Origin of the sequence: Mucilaginibacter segetis, from assembly GCF_016522075.1 — a bacterium.
In the GTDB taxonomy this organism is placed as follows: domain Bacteria; phylum Bacteroidota; class Bacteroidia; order Sphingobacteriales; family Sphingobacteriaceae; genus Mucilaginibacter; species Mucilaginibacter segetis.
Window position 1 is genome coordinate 807,743 of sequence record NZ_JAEHFW010000003.1, and the last position, 20,785, is coordinate 828,527.

21 protein-coding genes are annotated in these 20,785 nt (G+C 41.1%); 13 read left to right on the forward strand and 8 right to left on the reverse strand.

Translation table 11 applies throughout. From position 1 onward, the window contains the following. Nucleotides 1-29: 29 nt before the first annotated feature. The gene (locus I5M19_RS17320) at nt 30-719 is read right to left on the reverse strand and encodes a YggS family pyridoxal phosphate-dependent enzyme (RefSeq protein ID WP_200067611.1); all 690 of its coding nucleotides are present in this window, start codon (nt 717-719) and stop codon (nt 30-32) included. 42 nt (nt 720-761) lie between these two features. Between I5M19_RS17320 and I5M19_RS17325 the strand changes: the two genes are divergently transcribed. From I5M19_RS17325 to I5M19_RS17335, 3 genes are read left to right on the forward strand one after another with little or no spacing between them, the layout of a single operon-like run. Further along, the gene (locus I5M19_RS17325) at nt 762-1,139 is read left to right on the forward strand and encodes a DUF4296 domain-containing protein (RefSeq protein ID WP_200067612.1); all 378 of its coding nucleotides are present in this window, start codon (nt 762-764) and stop codon (nt 1,137-1,139) included. Next, nucleotides 1,123-3,486 (forward strand): endonuclease MutS2, encoded by a 2,364-nt coding sequence (locus I5M19_RS17330; protein ID WP_200067613.1) that lies wholly within the window; start codon nt 1,123-1,125, stop codon nt 3,484-3,486. The genes I5M19_RS17325 and I5M19_RS17330 overlap by 17 nt, the downstream gene beginning before the upstream one ends. A gap of 2 nt (nt 3,487-3,488) precedes the next feature. After that, nucleotides 3,489-4,565 carry an SGNH/GDSL hydrolase family protein gene (locus tag I5M19_RS17335; RefSeq protein WP_200067614.1) on the forward strand — a complete coding sequence of 359 codons (1,077 nt, stop codon included), beginning with the start codon at nt 3,489-3,491 and terminating at the stop codon, nt 4,563-4,565. 72 nt (nt 4,566-4,637) lie between these two features. Here I5M19_RS17335 and I5M19_RS17340 read toward each other — a convergent pair whose 3' ends face one another. Continuing rightward, nucleotides 4,638-5,255 (reverse strand): hypothetical protein, encoded by a 618-nt coding sequence (locus I5M19_RS17340; protein WP_200067615.1) that lies wholly within the window; start codon nt 5,253-5,255, stop codon nt 4,638-4,640. A 169-nt stretch (nt 5,256-5,424) separates the two neighbouring features. On the opposite strand from I5M19_RS17340, the gene I5M19_RS17345 reads away from it, so the two are divergent. Next, on the forward strand, nt 5,425-6,135 hold the full coding sequence (locus I5M19_RS17345) for a CoA transferase subunit A (RefSeq protein ID WP_200067616.1): 711 nt from the start codon (nt 5,425-5,427) through the stop codon (nt 6,133-6,135). Further along, on the forward strand, nt 6,125-6,781 hold the full coding sequence (locus I5M19_RS17350; RefSeq protein ID WP_200067709.1) for a 3-oxoacid CoA-transferase subunit B: 657 nt from the start codon (nt 6,125-6,127) through the stop codon (nt 6,779-6,781). The genes I5M19_RS17345 and I5M19_RS17350 overlap by 11 nt, the downstream gene beginning before the upstream one ends. Nucleotides 6,782-6,789: 8 nt before the next feature. On the opposite strand, the gene I5M19_RS17355 is transcribed toward I5M19_RS17350, so the two are convergent. Genes I5M19_RS17355 through I5M19_RS17365 form a run of 3 tightly spaced genes read right to left on the reverse strand, consistent with a single transcriptional unit; the run spans nt 6,790 to nt 8,774 of the window. Beyond that, the gene (locus tag I5M19_RS17355) at nt 6,790-8,016 is read right to left on the reverse strand and encodes an RNA polymerase sigma factor (RefSeq protein WP_200067617.1); all 1,227 of its coding nucleotides are present in this window, start codon (nt 8,014-8,016) and stop codon (nt 6,790-6,792) included. Between the two features lie 52 nt (nt 8,017-8,068). Beyond that, nucleotides 8,069-8,410 carry a YciI family protein gene (locus I5M19_RS17360; protein ID WP_200067618.1) on the reverse strand — a complete coding sequence of 114 codons (342 nt, stop codon included), beginning with the start codon at nt 8,408-8,410 and terminating at the stop codon, nt 8,069-8,071. 10 nt (nt 8,411-8,420) lie between these two features. Continuing rightward, a complete protein-coding gene (locus tag I5M19_RS17365) occupies nt 8,421-8,774 on the reverse strand; it encodes a YciI family protein (RefSeq protein WP_200067619.1) in 354 nt (117 codons plus the stop codon). A gap of 202 nt (nt 8,775-8,976) precedes the next feature. On the opposite strand from I5M19_RS17365, the gene rpe reads away from it, so the two are divergent. The 8 genes from rpe to I5M19_RS17405 all read left to right on the forward strand — a co-directional run bounded on the left by rpe (nt 8,977) and on the right by I5M19_RS17405 (nt 17,554). Then, nucleotides 8,977-9,627 (forward strand): ribulose-phosphate 3-epimerase, encoded by a 651-nt coding sequence (rpe, locus tag I5M19_RS17370; protein ID WP_200067620.1) that lies wholly within the window; start codon nt 8,977-8,979, stop codon nt 9,625-9,627. Between the two features lie 199 nt (nt 9,628-9,826). Then, the gene (gene serC / locus I5M19_RS17375) at nt 9,827-10,894 is read left to right on the forward strand and encodes a 3-phosphoserine/phosphohydroxythreonine transaminase (RefSeq protein WP_200067621.1); all 1,068 of its coding nucleotides are present in this window, start codon (nt 9,827-9,829) and stop codon (nt 10,892-10,894) included. A gap of 91 nt (nt 10,895-10,985) precedes the next feature. Continuing rightward, the gene (locus I5M19_RS17380; protein ID WP_200067622.1) at nt 10,986-11,936 is read left to right on the forward strand and encodes a D-2-hydroxyacid dehydrogenase; all 951 of its coding nucleotides are present in this window, start codon (nt 10,986-10,988) and stop codon (nt 11,934-11,936) included. Between the two features lie 444 nt (nt 11,937-12,380). Continuing rightward, nucleotides 12,381-14,306 carry a threonine--tRNA ligase gene (thrS, locus tag I5M19_RS17385; RefSeq protein ID WP_200067623.1) on the forward strand — a complete coding sequence of 642 codons (1,926 nt, stop codon included), beginning with the start codon at nt 12,381-12,383 and terminating at the stop codon, nt 14,304-14,306. A 1-nt stretch (nt 14,307) separates the two neighbouring features. Further along, nucleotides 14,308-14,874, forward strand: coding sequence for a translation initiation factor IF-3 (infC, locus tag I5M19_RS17390; RefSeq protein WP_200067624.1), 567 nt, complete (start codon nt 14,308-14,310; stop codon nt 14,872-14,874). A gap of 121 nt (nt 14,875-14,995) precedes the next feature. Then, nucleotides 14,996-15,196: a 50S ribosomal protein L35 gene (rpmI, locus tag I5M19_RS17395; RefSeq protein WP_200067625.1), complete on the forward strand. Its 201-nt coding sequence runs from the start codon at nt 14,996-14,998 to the stop codon at nt 15,194-15,196. A 76-nt stretch (nt 15,197-15,272) separates the two neighbouring features. After that, nucleotides 15,273-15,617, forward strand: coding sequence for a 50S ribosomal protein L20 (rplT, locus tag I5M19_RS17400; RefSeq protein ID WP_200067626.1), 345 nt, complete (start codon nt 15,273-15,275; stop codon nt 15,615-15,617). A gap of 164 nt (nt 15,618-15,781) precedes the next feature. Further along, nucleotides 15,782-17,554, forward strand: coding sequence for a glycoside hydrolase family 9 protein (locus I5M19_RS17405; RefSeq protein ID WP_200067627.1), 1,773 nt, complete (start codon nt 15,782-15,784; stop codon nt 17,552-17,554). A 17-nt stretch (nt 17,555-17,571) separates the two neighbouring features. On the opposite strand, the gene I5M19_RS17410 is transcribed toward I5M19_RS17405, so the two are convergent. The 3 genes from I5M19_RS17410 to I5M19_RS17420 all read right to left on the reverse strand — a co-directional run bounded on the left by I5M19_RS17410 (nt 17,572) and on the right by I5M19_RS17420 (nt 20,785). After that, nucleotides 17,572-18,663 carry a DUF3667 domain-containing protein gene (locus tag I5M19_RS17410; RefSeq protein WP_200067628.1) on the reverse strand — a complete coding sequence of 364 codons (1,092 nt, stop codon included), beginning with the start codon at nt 18,661-18,663 and terminating at the stop codon, nt 17,572-17,574. Between the two features lie 94 nt (nt 18,664-18,757). Further along, a complete protein-coding gene (locus I5M19_RS17415; protein WP_200067629.1) occupies nt 18,758-20,017 on the reverse strand; it encodes a nucleoside permease in 1,260 nt (419 codons plus the stop codon). A 168-nt stretch (nt 20,018-20,185) separates the two neighbouring features. Beyond that, nucleotides 20,186-20,785 carry a bifunctional nuclease family protein gene (locus I5M19_RS17420; RefSeq protein ID WP_200067630.1) on the reverse strand — a complete coding sequence of 200 codons (600 nt, stop codon included), beginning with the start codon at nt 20,783-20,785 and terminating at the stop codon, nt 20,186-20,188.

Below are 20,785 nucleotides of genomic sequence, written 5' to 3' on the forward strand. Positions count from 1 at the left end.
AGTATTTATTTAAATAAGCAAAAGGTTTATTAATTGTTTTTCCAGTGCTTTACAACACGGCTACCAAATATGGTGCTGCCTAAACGTACCATATTGCTGCCCTGTTCAATGGCGATCTTATAATCTGCAGACATCCCCATAGATAGTGTATCAAAAAGATCATCCTTACGGAAAAAGCTGGTTTTTATGCCGTCAAAAAATGTTTTCAACTCGTAGTATTCCTCTTTTACTTGTTTTTCGTTGTCGGTATTGGTGGCAATTCCCATTAATCCGCGGATGCGCACATTAGTTAAAGCTTTAAATTCATCTCCACGCAGCAGTTCAATTGCTTCGTCAAAGCCTAAACCGAATTTTGTTTCCTCGTCGGCTATATATATCTGCAGCAGGCAATCAATAGTCCGGTTATTTTTTAAGGCGTGCTTATTTATCTCCTGCAATAGCTTAATACTGTCAACGGATTGTATCATGCTAATAAACGGAGCAATATACTTTACCTTGTTACTTTGTAGGTGACCTATCAGGTGCCATTCAATATCTGCCGGGAGCTGTTCTTGTTTTTCCACCAGTTCCTGTACCATGTTTTCGCCAAACAAACGCTGTCCGGCATCGTAAGCCTCTTTTAATTCTGTAGCCGGTTTGGTTTTAGAAACTGCCAGTAATTTAACGTTTAAATCGCCTGTTTCTTTTTTTAGGCTTCTGATATTATCTGCAATGCTCATTTATCCGTAATTTTGAATTTTGAAATGCCGCTAAATTACAGAATGAAAAAATATATAGCCTTGTTTTTTTCAGTATCGCTTTTTTTGGTCTCATGTTCTGATGATAAAACACCTGCAGGGATTATTAATGAGCAACAAATGACAAGTTTGCTTACAGATATCCATCTTATTGATGGAGAGTTGTATAACATATCGCAAACCCCGGATAGTTTATATAAATATGGAACCCCGCGGTATAAAGCCTTATTTAAAAAATACAAGGTAACCGATTCGATATTTAAGAAAAGTCTGGAATATTACTCGCGAAAGCCGGAAGTTATTCAGGGCATGTATGATAAAATATCTGATAATATTAAGGCCAAAACAGATTCGTTAAATAAAGTCAGTAAAAGTAAATTAAAGAATGCTTTACCCGAATAATAGTGCTGATAAACTGGGCTTTACGGAAGTTAAGGAACTCATAAAAGCGCATTGCCTTAGTGTTATGGGCCAGCAAATGGTGGATAAGATACAGGTAATGACAAATTACGAACTTATCTGCAAGTTTTTAAATCAGGCTAATGAATTTAAGAACATACTGCTGAATGATGCCGCCCTGCCTATTAATCATTTTTATGATATAAAAACGCTGGCCAATAAAGCCCGTATCGAGGGTGCTTTTTTATCCGAAGAGGAATTTTTTCAGGTGCAGGCATCGTTAACTACGGTATTCGCGGTTATTGCTTATTTTAATGAACGCGAAGGATTATACCCAAATCTGGAAGCCCTTTTTGAACACCTGCCTATCGAGAAGGCTATTCTTAAAAAGATTGATCATATTATAGATACTAAAGGGAAAATAAGGCCTGATGCTTCGCGTGAGTTATTGGATATTACCGGTGGTATAGCTAAAGCCGAGCAGGAGGCCCGTAAAAAGATCGATCAGATATTTAAGGCAGCATCTGGTAACAACTGGACAGCTGATGGCTCGTTAACCATACGCGACGGCAGGCTTTGCATCCCGTTATTGGCTGAAAATAAAAGGAAGCTGAAAGGATTTATCCATGATGAATCAGCATCCGGTCAAACGGTTTATATGGAGCCCGAAGAGGTTTTTACCTTGAATAATCGCATCCGCGATCTGGAATTTGACCGCCGCCGCGAGATCATCCGCATACTTACTCTTTTAACCGACGACCTGCGTCCCTATGTGCCCTTGCTGTTATCATACCACGGGCTACTTACCAAGCTGGACTTTGTGCGCGCCAAATCGCTTTTTGCTATTGATATTGAGGCCGAAATGCCCGAGGTAGTAAATGAGGCCAGGTTAAAATTATACAATGCCCGGCACCCGTTATTACTTCTGAATTTTAAAAAGGAGAATAAAACAGTAGTACCTCTTAACGTGCAGGTTGATGATGTTACACGTATAGTAGTGGTTTCCGGGCCTAATGCGGGTGGTAAATCTGTATGCATGAAAACCGTGGGACTGCTGCAAATGATGGCACAGGCGGGTTTATTGATACCGGCAGCTGATAATAGTGTCACGGGAGTATTCCGCCAGATTTTTGTAGATATAGGCGACGACCAGTCGATAGAAAGCGACCTGAGTACCTACAGCGCGCATCTTTCTAAAATGAAGAACTTTGTGGAGAATGCTAACGGTAAAACACTGATCCTGATAGATGAGTTTGGTACAGGTACCGATCCGCAATTCGGCGGTCCTATAGCCGAGGCGGTACTAGAGTCCCTCAATCATAAAAAAGTAAGGGGCATGGTAACCACGCATTACTCAAACCTCAAGATATTCGCCAGTAATACGGAGGGCATCGAAAACGCTTCGATGCTGTTCAATAATACCGAAATGAGGCCTCTGTATATGCTGGAAGTAGGCAAGCCGGGGAGTTCCTACGCTTTTGAGATCGCCCAAAAGATAGGTCTGCCCCAAAATGTGCTTAATCTGGCTAAGAACAAGATAAGCAGCGGGCAAAAAAAAGTGGATACCTTATTGGTTGATCTGGAACGGGAGAAAAAGGAAATATATGACACCCGCCAAAAGCTGAACAGACAACAGCAGAGGGTGGATAGTCTGCTTGCCGAGAACGAAAAGCTGAAAAGCTATCTCGACGAAAACAAAAAGGTATTGATAAAGGAGGCCAAACAGGAAGCGAAGAATATTATCCTTAATGCGAATAAACTGGTGGAAAATACCATTGCTGAAATAAAAAACAGTAATGCCGATAAAGAGACCACTAAAAACCTGCGCGAGAATCTGAATACTGAACTTAAAAGGAACTCTGTTAAAACCGAACCTGTAAAACAACAAGTTGCTGAAGATGAAGAAATAAAACCCGGGGACTGGGTGAAGCTAACGGACGGCGATACTACCGGCCAGGTAATGGAGCTGGTTAAGGATAATGTGGTTATAGCTATGGGCGATTTGCGTACAGTGGTAAAAAGGAAACGCCTGCAAAAAGTAACACGGGCCGAAGTACCTAAAGAGATTCGCCGTAAAACCAACACTAATACTGGTGATATGGCCAGCTTTAATCCCGAAATAGACGTGAGAGGTATGCGTACCGAGGATGCGCTGCATAACATTGAAAAGTTGTTTGACCGCGCTTTAATGATGGGCTTTAACAACATCAGGATAATACATGGTAAGGGCGATGGTATTCTGCGTAAAATGATACGCCAGTACTTAAAAAAATATGACCAGGTTGACCGACTGGAAGATGAACATGCCGACCGTGGGGGAGATGGTATTACCTATGCTTATTTAAAATAAAAATGATGAAGAAACTGCATGTTATAGGTTTTGTTTGGTTAATATTTATTGCGTTTGTAAGCAATGCGCAAACAATTATTGATTTTAAAAACCCAAACATTCATTACATGGGTCGCATACCTATGGATGGCGAAGCAGCACGACTAACATGGACGGCTACATCGGTAGTGATGAACTTTAACGGAACTGGTGCTAAAGCGGTTTTAAAGGATCTGACGGGGTTTGATTATATTATGGTAGTGCTTGATAATCAATTAATAAAAAGGATACAACCCGGCTTAACTAAAGCTGAGTATACCTTAGCCACCGGTTTAAAGCCTGGTAAGCATAAAGTAGAACTTTTTAAAAGTACCGAATATGATATGGGTACTATCCTGTTTTATAATTTTGAACTGGAGGGTAATGGCAAAATATTACCGCCACCGTTTTATAAACATCGCATTGAATTTTATGGTAATTCCATTACCTGCGGTTACGCTGTTGAAGATACTACCGGGCAGGACAGAGGTACATATGAATTTGAAAATGGTTTTAAAAGCTATGCTAACCTAACAGCCAGGCACTTTAATGCCGACTACCGTTCCATATCAAAAAGCGGCATAGGTATAACCATCAGTTGGTTCCCTTATGTTATGCCCGATATTTATGATCATACGGTTGCTATGGAACCCGCCAAATGGGATTTCTCCAAATACACACCGGATATTGTAGTGGTTAATTTATTCCAAAACGACTCCTGGTTGGTAGAGATGCCCGAAAACGCCCAATTTAAGGCTCAATTTGGGAGTACAAAACCAACACCTGAGTTTATTACCAATGCTTACAGCAAATTCATAAGCGGTATCCGTAGCAAATATCCGCACGCAAAAATAATATGCGCCCTTGGCAACATGGATGCCACAAAAAAAGGCTCGGCATGGCCGGGTTATATTAAAGAGGCCGTTACCCGTTTACACGACAAAAATATATATACCTGCTTTTTTCCTTACAAAAACACTCCGGGGCATCCTAACCCGCAGGAGCAAAAAGCAATGGCTAACAATCTGATCAGTTTTATACATACCACGTTTAACTGGTAACTACATTAAAATAAATAAGCCCCGATAATTAATTACCGGGGCTTTGCTTACTCACTTTCCTTGTCCGTATTTTTATTTATTCTCGGGGCTATGGCTGCCGTAGTCAGGTTTGCCTTCGCCGTTTTCCGGTTTGTAATCTGCTTTTCCATCTTCACTTGTATTGTCCTCTCCAACTTTTTGTTGTTCAGGTACCTCATTAGGACCGGGGATGTTAGTGTCCTCGCCATCCGCTGTACCTTCCTGATATGATTCCTGCGATTTGGACTCGTTAGCCTCGTTTTTTAGTTGTCCGCTATGCTGTGAGTCAGACTGTCCGGTTTTTGTAGCGTCCTTAGCCTGCGTGTAATTTGATTGCCCCTGTTGATTAGGGTCTTTAAAGTTAGTGTCTTCCGGGTGCTCTTCAGACGGTTCTGTACGGCTAAAATATCCGTTTGCATATCCCGCGTTTTGCGACGGATTGTTCTTATCATCGCCGGAAGGGGTATTGTTGTTTTCGCCAAAGCTTTGTCCGCCTTGCGGGCTGCCTTCCATGCCCGGCTCGTTGCCGCTTTTTTCCAGATCGCCTTTGCCAAACAAATAGTTGGTTTTTAAATCGTTTTCATCCTTGTTGTTGTCGTCATTTACCGGGTAGGCATTAGGCTGAGCATTTTCGTCAGCAACCGGTGTGTTATATTCATTGTTCAGTTCCATGTTGTTTATAGATTGATGTATATATAAAATGCTTAATTTTTATAATTGTTTTATTAGTTAATAGTTAAATTTATTTAGGAATGTATTTTCCGAAAATAAGTGAGCTGTGGTTATAATGGGCAATTACCAACCATTTTCCGTAAATTTGCTCCAACCAATTATTTACTGAATGAACAAAGTTGTTAACGGAGCCGATGAGGCTATACACGATATTGAGAACGGCATGACCCTCATGCTCGGCGGGTTCGGTTTGTGCGGTCTGCCCGAAAATTGTATAAGCGCGCTGGTAAAAAAAGGCGTAAAGGAGCTTACCTGTATCTCTAACAATGCAGGGGTAGATGATTTTGGTATCGGGCTGATGCTGAAAAACCACCAGGTTAAAAAAATGATATCTTCATACGTAGGTGAAAATGCCGAATTTGAACGCCAGCTGTTAAGCGGCGAACTGGAGGTAGAATTATTACCACAGGGGACATTGGCCACACGTTGTATGGCTGCTGGTTATGGGATGCCGGCAATCTTCACTCCGGCAGGTATAGGTACCGAGGTAGCCGAAGGCAAAGAAGTGCGCAATTTTAACGGAAAGGATTACCTGATGGAGATGGCTTTCGATGCGGATTTCGCTCTGGTGAAAGCATGGAAAGGTGATACCATGGGTAATCTGATTTTTAAATCGACCGCGCGCAATTTTAACCCTGTAATGGCAATGGCGGGTAAAATAACCATAGCCGAGGTAGAAGAATTAGTGGAACCGGGCCAACTCGACCCCGACCATATACATACCCCCGGTATTTATGTGCATCGCATTTTCCAGGGTAGTAATTACGAAAAGCGAATAGAACAAAGAACGGTCAGGAAAATTGAAAATGATGTTAGATAAACAAGGAATTGCGAAGCGAATAGCTAAAGAAATAAAAGACGGTTACTACGTAAACCTCGGCATCGGGATACCTACGCTGGTGGCTAACTATATTCCGGATGATATGGATGTGGTATTACAGTCTGAAAATGGATTGTTGGGCATGGGCCCTTTTCCGTTTGAGGGGGAGGAAGATGCGGATACCATTAACGCAGGCAAGCAAACCATAACCATGCTGCCTGGTTCTGCTACATTTGATTCGGCGATGAGCTTTGGAATGATACGCGCCAAAAAGGTGAATTTAACCATCCTTGGTGCGATGGAGGTATCGGAGAACGGGGATATAGCGAACTGGAAAATTCCCGGAAAAATGGTTAAGGGGATGGGTGGCGCTATGGATCTGGTAGCATCTGCCGAAAATATTATTGTTGCCATGCAGCATGTGAACAGGGCAGGAGAATCCAAACTGTTACCTAAATGCACTCTGCCATTAACCGGAGTAAGCTGTGTTAAAAAAATAGTGACCGAAATGGCCGTATTGGATGTTTTGCCCGGCGGAGGTTTCCGGTTACTCGAACGTGCACCGGGGGTAAGTGTCGAAGAAATTAAAAATGTCACAGCCGGAAAATTAATAGTTGAAGGCGATATTCCTGAAATGGCGATCTGAGGCTGACGTTATAATTTATCTATTTTTTGCTGAATGGTTTGCCTGTCGGGTTGGGTAGTGCAAATTGCAAGCGCGCGTAATAAGTTTTGTTTTGCTTTGTTTTTGTCAATAGGGGTATATAATTCGCCCAACAGGGTAAAATAAAATCTGTTATTAGTGAGATTTAATTTTTCGGCCTCAATAATGGCAATTTCATTTCCCCGAACTTTTGCAAGTGCATAAGTTCGGTTAAGTGCTGCAACAGGCGAATATGATATCATCAGTAACTGGTTAAACAATTGTAATATATTCTCCCACTTTTCCTCAGTGTCTTCTTTCATAGTGTGCCAGTAAGCTATGCCCGCCTCTAAATGATATCTGCTTATTGTATTGCCAACTGATGCTCTGTTCAGATAAAATATACCATTAGCAATCAATTCTGTGTTCCATAAGGTCTCGTCCTGATCCTGGTATAATATTATTTCGCCATTGGCACCTTTCCGGGCCTTAAACCGTGAGGAGTGGAAACACATTAATGCCAGCAAAGCGTTTACCTGCGGTATACTTGTCTGTTTGTTATCAATCAGCATGCGGGTTAGCCGCATAGCCTCTAAACACATATCATTACGCAAAATAGTGTCCTTACTTTCCGAGTAATAGCCTTCGTTAAATAAAAGATACAAAGTGGTCAGTACCGGCTGTAAACGCTGGCTTACTTCACTTTCAGGCGGAAATTCCAATTTAATGTTAGCGGTCCTAAGTTTTTCTTTTGCCCGGAAAAGCCGCTTGTTTATAGTTTCCTTATTGCTTAAAAAAGCGTTGGCAATCTCGTCAATACCAAAACCACAAAGGATACGTAAAGCAAGGGCGATCTGTGCCTCCGTAGATAACAGCGGATGGCAAACGGCAAACAGCATTTGTAATTGGCTGTCTGTAATATTTTGGGGCGAAAGGTCTATTTCTATTTCATCATTTTCCGGTACGGAAATCTTAACACCGTGCTGTATCTTATCAGCAAAAAGGCTGTTACGGGCTAATAAATTTTTGGCTTTATTTTTTGCTACGGTATACAGCCATGCCTGCGGATTCTCCGGAATACCTTTGTAAGGCCATGTTTCCAGGGCAGATAAAAAAGTTTCGCTCGCAATATCTTCCGCCATGTTTACATTTTCTATACCGAATGCCTTGCAAAGCACAGCCACTATTTTACGAAACTCGGTACGGAATAAATGCGGTATGATATCCTGATTGTGCATGTTAACAAATAAGCCCCGGTTTTTGCCGGGGCGCTTATGCTATTAATGTAAATTATATGGTCATTACTTCTCTTATCTCCACCTTTCCGTTGAGAATAAAAACTGGGCACCCTTCTGTAACTGCCACGGCCTGTTCGTACGAATCTGCCTTTATCATAGAATATCCGCCAATAAACTCTTTTGTTTCCGTGAAAGGGCCATCAGTTACCAAATTCCCCGTACTCACTATCCGTCCGGTTGGCGCTAAACGGTTGCCCTGATTTGCCAGGTTACCTTTATTGGCTATATCACCTATCCAATCCATATATTTTTGTGTCATCGCTTTTTTTTCTTCTTCGGAGCTGTTGAGCATCTTACTAAAATCAGCCCGGAATATTAAAAGATAATCTTTCATGTTTTTTAATTTAATGTGTACCGTCGTTCTTTGCTACTTTTCTAACTTCTACTGTATTGCCCTCGCCCTGTAATACAGGGCAGCCTTTGGCAAATTCCACCGCTTCGTCTACTGATTCAGCCCTTACAGTAATCAAACCACCAATGGTTTCCTTTATATCCCCGAAAGGGCCGTTGGTTACCACGCCATTATGGCCAACCACTTTTGCACCGTCAAACGGCAATCCTGTACCGCTCACAAATTTGTTTTGGGCGGCGATCCCGCCTATCCAATCCATCGTCTGTTTCATCCATATCTGCATCTGCTCAGGCGATGCTACCTTCTGGCCGTCCTCATGCCTGAAAATTAAAACGTACTCATCCATACTCATTAAGTTTTTAAAATGTTATTGAATTTTGTTTATACCCCAATAACAATCCGGCTTTTGTAAACAGGACACCCTTCCCGAATTCTTTTTTTAATTGGATTTATCTGTCAATATCAAATTTAAAATCATTTGTCAGTATATCAACATTAAAAGAATTCCACTTTCCAACACAAAACATTTCTGCATATATTTACAGATTATGAACCACCTGATAGCTCCTTCTATATTAGCTGCCGATTTTGCTAACCTGCAGCGCGATGTTGAAATGATAAATAATAGCAAAGCCGACTGGATACATGTAGATATTATGGATGGCATGTTCGTGCCTAACATATCATTTGGTTTTCCGGTGGTAAAGGCTATAAAAACTCACGCCCAAAAGCCGCTGGATGTACATTTAATGATAGTTGACCCTGACCGTTATCTGAAAGCTTTTGCCGACGCAGGTGCTGCAAGCATAACGGTACACTATGAAGCGTGTCCGCATTTACATCGCACCGTGCAGGCTATAAAGGAATTGGGTTGCCGGGCATCAGTAGCTATAAACCCTCATACCACAGTAGACCTGTTAAAGGATATTATTGCCGACCTGGATATGGTGCTGGTAATGTCGGTAAATCCCGGTTTTGGAGGCCAAAAATTTATTGAACATACTTACACAAAAATAAAAGAGGCTAAGGCACTGGCCGAAGCTGCCAATCCGGAATTATATATTGAGGTTGATGGTGGAGTGGATGCCTACAACGCTGCAAAACTTATCAGTGCAGGAGCTAACGTTTTAGTGGCTGGTAATTCCGTTTTTTCGGCGGCAGATCAGCCAACTGCCATTGCACAATTAAAGCAGGCCTGATCGTTAACGCTTTCATTGTGAATACCTAAACATTCAAATGGTGTGATAATTAGCGCACGAAACAGATGTGCTGATTTATAGAAAAACACGTTTTTTAAAAAATGTAAAAAAAGTCTATATAATTTGTCGATTTTATTAACTTCGGCACTTTAAAATACAAAGTTGATAATTAGTTATTAGCATTAAATTAACTAACATTATGAAACATAATTTCGGTGCCGGTCCTGGCATCTTACCACACGAAGTTTTAAAACAGGCTGCTGCCGCTGTTGTAGATTTTAACGGAACGGGGCTTTCCCTGCTGGAAATTTCACACCGTTCGCCCGAGTTTGAGGCAGTTTTGGCAGAAGCTTTAAAGCTGGTGAAAGAATTGTTCAGCGTACCTGATGGGTATTCGATACTATTTTTACAAGGGGGCGCCAGCACGCAATTTGCCTTGGCGCCGTATAACCTGCTACCCGAAGGGGGCAAGGCTGCCTATCTGGAAACAGGCGTATGGGCAAGTAAAGCCATTAAGGAAGCCAAGTTTTTTGGTGATGTACAAATCGTGGCGTCTTCAAAAGAAAGTAACTTCACATTCATACCTAAAGACTTTGAGATACCTGCCGATGCCGCGTATCTGCATTTTACTTCCAATAATACCATATACGGTACTCAGGTACAAAAATTCTTCCCGTCGCCGGTGCCTTTGGTTTGCGATATGTCATCAGATATCTTTAGTCGTAAAGTAAATGTGGCCGATTTTGGTTTAATATATGCAGGGGCGCAAAAAAACATGGGTCCTGCGGGGGTAACTTTAGTAATAGTAAAAGATGAGTTGTTAGGCAAAACTAACCGCAAGATCCCTTCTATGTTTAACTATCAAACCCAGATAGATGGCGGATCAATGTATAACACCCCGCCGGTATTTGCTATCTACGTATCTATGCTTACGCTTAACTGGCTTAAAGCAAAAGGTGGGGTAGAAGCCATTGAAAAAGAGAACGCTACCAAAGCCCGTGTGCTGTACGAAGAGATAGACCGTAACCCTTTCTTTAAAGGAGTTGCCGCTACTGAGGACCGCTCGCACATGAATGTTTGCTTTGTTGCGGAAAATCCCGACCATCAAAAACCTTTCCTGCAATTATGCGACGAAAAAGGCATTGTAGGCATAAAAGGCCACAGAAGCGTAGGCGGTTTCAGGGCCTCAATTTACAATGCGTTGAGCATTAACAGTGTTTATGTGCTGATTGATGCCATGCGCGAATTTGCCGAGAAAAATAAATAATTACTTCGTTGTTGTTAAGTCATCAAGCCAAACAAGGTCATCTAAAAAATGACCATGACTTTATGACCTGATGACGTAAATGACTAAACAAATGATCAGAATATTAGCCAATGACGGGATAGACCCCATAGGCAAAAAACTTTTAGAAGACGCCGGTTTTTTTGTTGACACCAATAATATCCCACAGGATGAACTCCCTGTAAAATTAAAGGAATATGATGCCATTACCGTGCGTAGTGCAACCAAAGTACGCAAGGCACTTATTGATGCCTGCCCAAATATTAAAGTAATAGGACGTGGTGGTGTTGGTATGGATAACATTGATGTAGCCTACGCTAAAGAAAAAGGCATTGGCGTATATAATACGCCCGCATCATCATCATTATCTGTTGCCGAACTGGTTTTCGCTCATTTATTTACAGGTATCCGCTTTTTGCAGGATAGCAACCGTAAAATGCCGGTAGAGGGCGCAACCAACTTTAACGGACTTAAAAAAGCATACGCTAAAGGAGTGGAATTGCGGGGTAAAACCATTGGTATATTAGGTTTTGGCCGTATAGGCCGCGAAGTGGCTAAAATAGCTATAGGTATAGGTATGGATGTTTTAGCTTATGACCTGTTTCCGTTTAACCCTGAGGTTGAGGTGGTTTTAGGCGGCGGCTTTGTGGCTAAGGTTACCGTTAAATCGGCAACCAAAGAAGAAATTATACAGCAAGCTGATTTCATTACCCTGCACACACCATTTGTTGATAAGCCGTTAATAGGTGCCGAGGAGTTCGAACAAATGAAAAAAGGTGCAGGTGTGGTAAATTGCTCTCGTGGTGGTTTAATAGACGAAAGTGCCTTACTGGATGCTCTAAACAGTGGGAAGTTATCATTCGCGGCTTTAGATGTTTACGCTAACGAGCCTACTCCAAGTCAGGAGGTACTATCCCATCCCAAAATATCATTAACACCACATATTGGCGCTGCCACAAACGAAGCGCAGGAGCGTATTGGTGTTGAACTCGCAGGATTAATTATTCAGCATTTTAAGGGTTAAAATCAAACTAACCAATTATAAATAACAGGCCTTTTGCTTAGCGCAAAGGGCCTTGTTTTTACACTAATGTGCTAAATAGGCGGTATAAAATTCGTACCTTTGCAAGGCTAGTTAAGGGCTTATTCTCCATGTAAAAAACACATTTTTTTTATTACTGCTAAAAGCCTGTTGAATGGTAAAAACCGAAAATTTTTGACCGGTGAAACCTGTTTAAGAAGTAAAAAAATATACTTTTCCTTACGAAGAAAAATAAAAACATGCCTTTTTAAGCAGTTAGAGCGCTTTTTAATAGCAGTGCTGGCAAAAATAAAATATACGTTTTTTATATTCCTGTTTTTATTTTTCAGCCATTAATTTAATTTTAAATTTGCATCAAAATTACGATCACATAGTAAGTGATTATTGATATTCATTATTTTATTAAAATTTAAATCATAGTTGTAGATGATTAGTATTACACTTCCTGATGGCTCCGTTCGTCAGTACGACAAAGGGATCACTTCCATGCAGATAGCGCAGTCTATCTCCGAAGGTTTAGCACGAAACGTATTAGCAGCCGAAGTAAACGGCGAGGTTTGGGATGCAAGCCGTCCTATTGAAGAAGATTCGTCGGTGAAATTACTCACCTGGAATGATGCAAAAGGTAAATCAACTTACTGGCATTCATCTGCTCACTTATTGGCAGAGGCATTAGAGGCTTTATATCCGGGTACCAAGTTTGGTATAGGCCCGGCTATTGAAACCGGTTTTTATTATGATGTTGACTTCGGCGATCGTGAATTCTCTTCAGACGATTTCAAGAAGATAGAAGAAAAGATGATCGAATTGGCTAAAACCAAATCGGAATATATACGCAAACCGGTGAGTAAGGCTGATGCTACCGAATACTTTACCGAAAAAGGTGACGAATATAAACTCGATCTGATCAAAGATCTGCCCGACGGTGCTATTACTTTTTATACACAAGGTAACTTTACCGATCTGTGCCGCGGGCCGCATATACCAAATACCGGCTTTGTTAAGGCGGTTAAACTAATGAGTGTAGCTGGTGCCTACTGGCGCGGCGATGAGAGCCGTAAGCAGCTTACACGCATCTACGGCGTTACTTTCCCTAAGGCAAGTGAGCTTACCGAGTATCTGCACATGATAGAGGAGGCTAAAAAACGCGATCACCGTAAACTGGGCCGCGAGCTGGAGTTGTTCGCTTTTTCTGAAAAAGTAGGCATGGGTTTACCTTTATGGTTACCTAAAGGGGCCGCACTGCGCGAGCGGTTAGCTAACTTTTTACAAAAGGCACAGGTAAAAGCAGGGTATGAGCAAGTGATCACTCCGCATATCGGGCATAAAAATCTCTATGTAACCTCGGGGCATTACGAAAAGTACGGCGCTGATTCTTTCCAGCCGATAAAAACACCGCAGGAAGGAGAGGAGTTCTTTCTAAAACCAATGAACTGCCCTCACCATTGCGAAATATATAAAATCAAACCGCGCTCCTATAAAGATCTGCCGGTTCGCCTTGCGGAGTTTGGTACAGTTTACCGCTATGAGCAAAGCGGCGAGTTGCATGGCTTAACACGAGTACGTGGCTTTACTCAGGATGATGCCCACCTATTTTGCCGCCCTGATCAGGTAAAAGAAGAATTTAAAAAAGTAATTGACCTGGTACTTTATGTTTTCGGCGCTTTAGGTTTTGAAGATTACACTGCCCAGATATCCCTGCGCGATCCGGATAATAAGACGAAGTATATCGGATCTGACGAGAACTGGTCGCTTGCCGAAGCTGCAATTATTGAAGCTGCCGAAGAGAAAGGCTTGCGTACAGTTGTGGAATTAGGTGAGGCTGCATTTTACGGGCCAAAGCTTGATTTTATGGTAAAAGATGCCTTGGGCAGAAAATGGCAGTTAGGAACTATACAGGTTGATTATAACTTACCTGAGCGATTTGAACTGGAATATACCGGCAGCGATAATCTTAAACACCGCCCGGTAATGATCCACAGGGCGCCGTTCGGGTCGTTGGAGCGGTTTGTAGCTGTATTAATTGAACATTGTGCAGGTAATTTTCCGCTTTGGTTATCTCCGGAACAGTTTATTATACTCCCGATATCCGAAAAATATGAAGAATATGCAAAAAAACTTTCTGTTGTATTAAAAGATTCCGATATTTGCGGGCTAATAGACTTCAGGGATGAGAAGATTGGACGGAAGATACGCGATGCTGAAGTAAAAAAAATCCCTTATATGCTGATTGTGGGTGAAAAAGAAACCGCCGAAGAAATGGTTTCCGTACGCAAACATGGTCAGGGTGATTTAGGGAGTATGACAATAGAAGAATTTAAACAACAAATAATTAAAGAAATAACAGTATAACTTGGCTTTAAACAAACCTTTCCACAGAGGACCCAGGCTTCCGTTTAAGAAGAAGGAAGCAGAACACCACATTAACCAGTTCATTAGAGCACAGGAAGTGCGGCTTGTAGGCGACAACGTTGAGCAAGGAGTTTATCCGTTAAAGGAAGCTTTAGCGATAGCGCAAGATCTGGAACTTGATCTGGTTGAAATTTCACCGAATGCTAATCCGCCTGTTTGTAAAGTAACTGACTATAATAAGTTTATTTACGAACAGAAGAAGAAGCTGAAAGAGATCAAGAATAATGCAAAACAAACCGTAATTAAAGAAATACGTTTTGGCCCTAATACTGATGACCATGACTTTGAATTTAAATTAAAGCATGCTATTAAGTTTTTAGAAAGCGGCGAAAAAGTGAGGGCATACGTTCACTTTAAGGGCCGGGCCATTGTTTATAAAGAGCAGGGCGAAATTCTGCTTTTACGTTTTGCACAGGCATTAGAAGAGGTGGGTAAAGTAGAACAATTACCTAAATTAGAAGGTAAAAGAATGTTTTTAACCGTTGCTCCAAAGGCCGGAAAAAAATAAATTAAGAATACAGATTTAGGAATGCAGAAATGCAGACGAGATTTGTATAAACAAGCAAACCCGCGGGTATAACGATGGCAAATTGTACATCTTAATACCAGCACTTATATAAATTATAGTTATGCCAAAAATGAAAACCAATTCCAGTGCTAAAAAGCGTTTTACGCTTACTGGAACCGGTAAAATTGCCAGAAAAAACGCATACAAAAGCCACATCTTAACTAAGATGTCGACCAAACGTAAACGTAACTTAGGCCACACCAGTTTAGTATCTGATGCGGACATGGGCAACGTTAAACGTATGCTTTGTATCGGTAAGTAATTAACAAATTTTTAACCAGGTATTAGAGTAAGCAAGATCCCGGTAAAGGGGCACTCACTACCAAAAAACAAACAAAATGCCACGTTCAGTTAACGCAGTAGCGTCGAGAAGACGCCGGAAAAGGATCATGAGCCTCGCCAAGGGTTATTGGGGTTCACGTAGCAAGGTTTATACCATTGCAAAAAACACAGTTGAAAAAGGTTTACAATACGCTTATCGCGATCGTAAAACCAAAAAGAGAGAGTTCAGAGCTTTATGGATACAGCGTATTAACGCAGGTGCACGTCAGCATGGAATTTCTTACTCTCAATTAATGGGTAAATTATCAGCAAAAGAGATCGGCTTAAACCGTAAAGTATTAGCAGATTTAGCCATGAACCATCCCGATGCTTTTAAAGCTATCGTTGATGCGGTAAAATAAGAAAGTGATTTTTTATATACTAAAGAGCCTGTGCATTTTGTACAGGCTCTTTTTTTGTGAAAATAATATTAGTATTTAACCTAATCACGCTGATATAGTATTACAGGGTTTAAATGTATTAGAGATATATTTATAACTTTATTACTGTAAAGTTTCCTTTTATAATGATCACTAAAAAAACGCTTTTAAAAGCCGGGGCACTATATATTATATGTATATTCATATGTCCGTTATGTTACGCGCAGTTGAATGAGGATATACGGATAGATCAGATAGGCTATTATCCGGATGCTGCAAAAAAGGCTGTGGTTACCGCTACTAATACCCAAATTGATAAGTTTAGCTTGCGCAACATGAACGGAAAGACCGTTTACACAAATAAGCTAATACCATCTGCAAAAGCAGCTTTTTCCGGCCAGCACATTTTCATAGCCGATTTTTCAGGTTTCAATGTATCAGGGAAATATCAATTATATGTACCCGGACTGGGGTACTCTTATCCTTTTGATATAAAGAAGGCTATCCACGCCAAAGTAGCTGCAGGTACTATAAAAGCCTACTATTTTTTCCGTGCTTCAACCCCGCTTGATGAGAAATATGCCGGACAATGGCACCGGGCCGAAGGGCACCCGGATACCACGGTGCTGATACACCCTTCAGCACAGAGTGATAAGCGGCCGGCCGGAACGATTATTTCAGCGCCGCGAGGCTGGTATGATGCGGGCGATTACAATAAGTATATAGTAAACAGCGGCATTACCACGGCTACTCTACTTTCGTTATATGAAGACTTTCCGGAGTATATGAAGACCGTAAAGCTGGATATCCCGGAAAGCAATAATCAATTACCCGATGTATTGGATGAGGTGTTATGGAATCTGCGTTGGATGTTAACTATGCAGGATCCTGCGGATGGCGGCGTATACCATAAACTTACCAATGCTAATTTTGAATCGATGATAATGCCAGATAAAGCCGTTTTTCAAAGATATGTTGTACAGAAAGGTACTGCAGCTACGCTTGATTTTGCTGCGGTTATGGCACAGGCATCGCGCATATTGGCTAAGTTTCCAAAGCAACTCCCGGGTTTGGCCGATTCCTGTATAAAAGCGTCTGAAAAGGCCTGGCAGTGGGCAAAGCAAAATCCCGGTGTGGTATATGATCAAAACGAGCTTAACAAACAATTTAAACCCGAAGTTACCACAGGGGCCTATGGCGATCGTAATTTCAGCGACGAATTTATATGGGCGGCAAGTGAGTTGTACACTACAACCGGAAATGAAAAATATTTAAGTGATGTAGTTTTTAATGCTGATGATAGGTTGCAGGTACCCTCTTGGTCGCAGGTGAAATTATTGGGGTATTATACGCTGGCAAAAAACAGCAATGCAAAATCTGCGGAAGAACGGATAAAGCTCTCAGCCATCAGAAAAGGCCTGATAAGTTTTGCTGATAAGTTGATAAGCGGTGCCGATAGCACGGCTTACCAAAGCGTTATGACAAAATCTAAGGCCAACTTTAATTGGGGCAGTAATAGTAATGCCGCTAATCAGGGCGTATTACTCATAAAAGCTTATCAGTTAACAAACAATAGAAAGTATCTCGACTACGCGTTAAGCAACCTGGAATATATTTTGGGTGTAAATGGTACGGGATATTCGTATGTGACCGGCTTTGGCAGTAAAACGCCGATGCACCCGCATCACCGTCCGTCGGTAGCTGATGGTATTAAGGCGCCAATACCGGGCATGCTGGTTGGCGGCCCTAATCCCGGAATGCAGGATAGTATAAAAGTGCCTTCTGTTGTTCCCGATGAAGCCTATATAGATGACGACAGGGCATACGCCGTAAACGAAATTGCCATTAACTGGAATGCGCCAATGGCTTACCTGACTAATGCAATTGAAGCTTTACAAAAGCAATTAGCTGTAAATTAAGGTACTTTTACCGTTTATTAAACTACTGTTATAGCAGTTATAAGTGCCAACAATACAAAGCATATACCGAACAGGAACATATACATCATTGATACACCTATCATTTTGCTTATAGTGCGCCATCTGCTGCGATGATATACCACTCTTAGTGAACGGTATACATACCAGCATATAATTATAAATGACAGGATTTGTATCCAGTCCATTACATTATCCCAGGAGTCGGGAATTATCATATTAATAATCAAGATAATACCCAGAAACAGGAATAGGAAACAATGTAAGTGAATGGAATAAATAATGTGTTCCACATAAAACTTCCGGTTTTTCCAGAATGCTATTTTTAATATCAGCGCAAACAAGGGCAGCAAAATGAACATCATTTTGGGTACATTATGTTTGAAGGCTTCACGGAACATTTCGAGTGAATTTTTCCCATGGCTTTTCCAGTCGTATCCTTTCTTTTTAATGTACTTTTCTAAAAAGTTATCTTTTTTTTCAGAAGGAAGCTTTTTTTGGCTTGCCAGATATTCCTGATAAGTTTTAGGATCGTCATTGTCGTTAAATAATGAAAAATTGGCTTCGGAATGATCTTCCCCGGAAACATCCACATCTCCATTTTCCTTTATATTAACCTCACCTTTGGCAGTATCAGGTATAAGGCCGGTAATATTTTTGGTAATAGCTTTTTTTTGGGCAGGAGTAAGGTCTTTGTTCTTTTCAATGTTTTCGCTGATCTTGTTTTTAACGCTATCGGCAACATGCTCGTTTTTTTTGTTATTAATATTTACTACTTCATGGTTGCTCTGAAAGTATAACAGAAAAAATATAAGGCTTATAAATATATACATCTTAACCGGATGCAGATATCGTGCCCTACGCCCTGCCAGATATTCAATGGTGAGTTTACCCGGCTTTAATAATAAGGGACTTAGCGTTTTAAAAAACTGATCGTCGAAATGGAAATAATCGCTAACGGCATGATTCACCATATGGCCGAAGCTCTCTTTCATCTGCAGGTTTTCCTGGCCGCAATTATGGCAGAATTTACCTTCAAGAATAGTTCCGCAATTAAGGCAATCGTTCTCGTGCCGGTAATGCTTTTTCATTGGTTAATTACATTTTTCCCGTATGGCTACGGGAGATAAGGTTATAAATTAATCAAATACGGTGCTTAAATATTACCAAGTATAACGCAATAAACTAAGCGTGCGCAATAGCATGTTTGAGCGCGGCATTATGCTTATAACGGAATACAAACGGGAAAATAACTGCGATAACTAAAGCGTATGCTGCAAAACACAGCCATATGCCGTGCCAGTTATATGTTTTATCGGGCAGTATAAAATAAGCATCAATTAATGCACCGCTTGCAAAACTGCCAAATAAAGCACCAAATCCGTTTACCATCATCATAAACAACCCCTGTGCGCTTCCGCGTATCTCCGGAGCTGCCTGGGTTTCCACAAACAGCGATCCTGAGATGTTGAAAAAATCAAACGCCATTCCGTAAACAATGCATGATAAAATGATCATCCATAAGCCATTACCCGGATTGCCAAAGGCAAACAGGCCAAAACGCAGCACCCAGGCCAGCATACTGAAGAGCATTACATACTTTATCCCGAATTTGCGAAGAAAAAACGGAATTGCAAGAATAAAAAGTGTCTCAGATATCTGCGAAATGGACATGATAATGGCCGGATATTTTACCGCTATGGTATTCTGATATTCGGGTATGGTTTTAAAGTCGTGGATAAAAGTATCGCCATACGCGTTGGTTAATTGCAGCGCGGCGCCTAAAAGCAACGAGAATGCGAAAAATATGGCAAATCTCGGTGTTTTAAACAGCGTAAATGCATTCAGCCCTAATTGATCAACAAAGGTTTTTTTAGAAACACGATTAAGTAACGGCGGACAAGGGGGCAATGTAAATGAATAAATGCCTAAGGCTAAGGCTATAGCCGCTGCAATATAGAATTGATTGGCCGAGGTTTCATTATGGGTTAAGCTAACTGTCCACAAAGCGGCTATAAAGCCCACTGTTCCCCATGTGCGTATAGGCGGGTATTCCTTTACTACATCAATATTCTGTCTTTTTAAAGCCGAGTAAGCAACCGTTATGGAAAGGGATAGGGTTGGCATGTAAAATGCCATGTTAAGCAGCATTACCCAAAAAAAGGTAACCGGGTTGGTAACCATAGGGAGTATGCACAATGTCGCGGCACCTAATATGTGCAGCATACCATAAAGTTTTTCGGCGTTAATGAATTTATCGGCAATTATACCTGTTATCGCCGGCATAAATATGGACGAAATGCCCATTGTTGAAAAGATAGCTCCGAATTCAGAGAACGACCAGTGTTTTACCTGTGAACAATAGGCGCCAATGGTTAGCAGCCACGCTCCCCATATAAAAAACTGCATAAAATTCATCAGTATTAAGCGGAACTTAATAGTCATATAGGGCTGTTTTAAAACAAGTAATAATCAACTTTAAATTAAAAACGGAAAGTAGCGAAATAAATGTAAAAACAAAAAAACTAAGTTCTGATAGGCCAGGAAGGGTATAAAATAAACGCAAAGTGGATAGATCTGATTAAGAATTATAAAATATTCAAAAATACCCTATCAGGATGCTTTGCGCTTATTTAATTCATCGCGGATCTTGGCAGCCCTTTCATAAGCTTCATCGGCTAATGCCTGCTGTAAGTGTGTTTTAAGTTCATCTGTACTTAATGAATTAAAAGTGCCCGTTGCCGATACGTTGGTTTTTTCTTCGGGAGTTTCGTTGATGTTTTCCAGGTAAACAAAATCGTTTCCTTCAATAACAATCCCGGCGGTGGAGAGTATAAACTCGTAGGTATAAATAGGGCAATCGAACCGTACAGATACTGCTATAGCATCAGATGTACGGGCATCAATTTCTACCGTTTTTTTACCGTCGTAGCAAATTAATTTGGAGTAAAATATGCCATCAACCAGGTTATAAATAATAATTTCCTGCACAGCTATATTAAATGCCTGTCCCAAACTTTTAAAAAGGTCGTGGGTTAAGGGCCTGCTCGGGGTCATTTTCTCTATCTCAATAGCTATTGCCTGAGCTTCAAAACTACCGATAATTATGGGTAGCCGCCTGCGTCCGCTCACTTCGCCTAATACCAGGGCATAAGCGCCCGACTGGGTTTGACTGTAGGAGAGACCTACAATATCCAGCTTAATCTTTTTCAT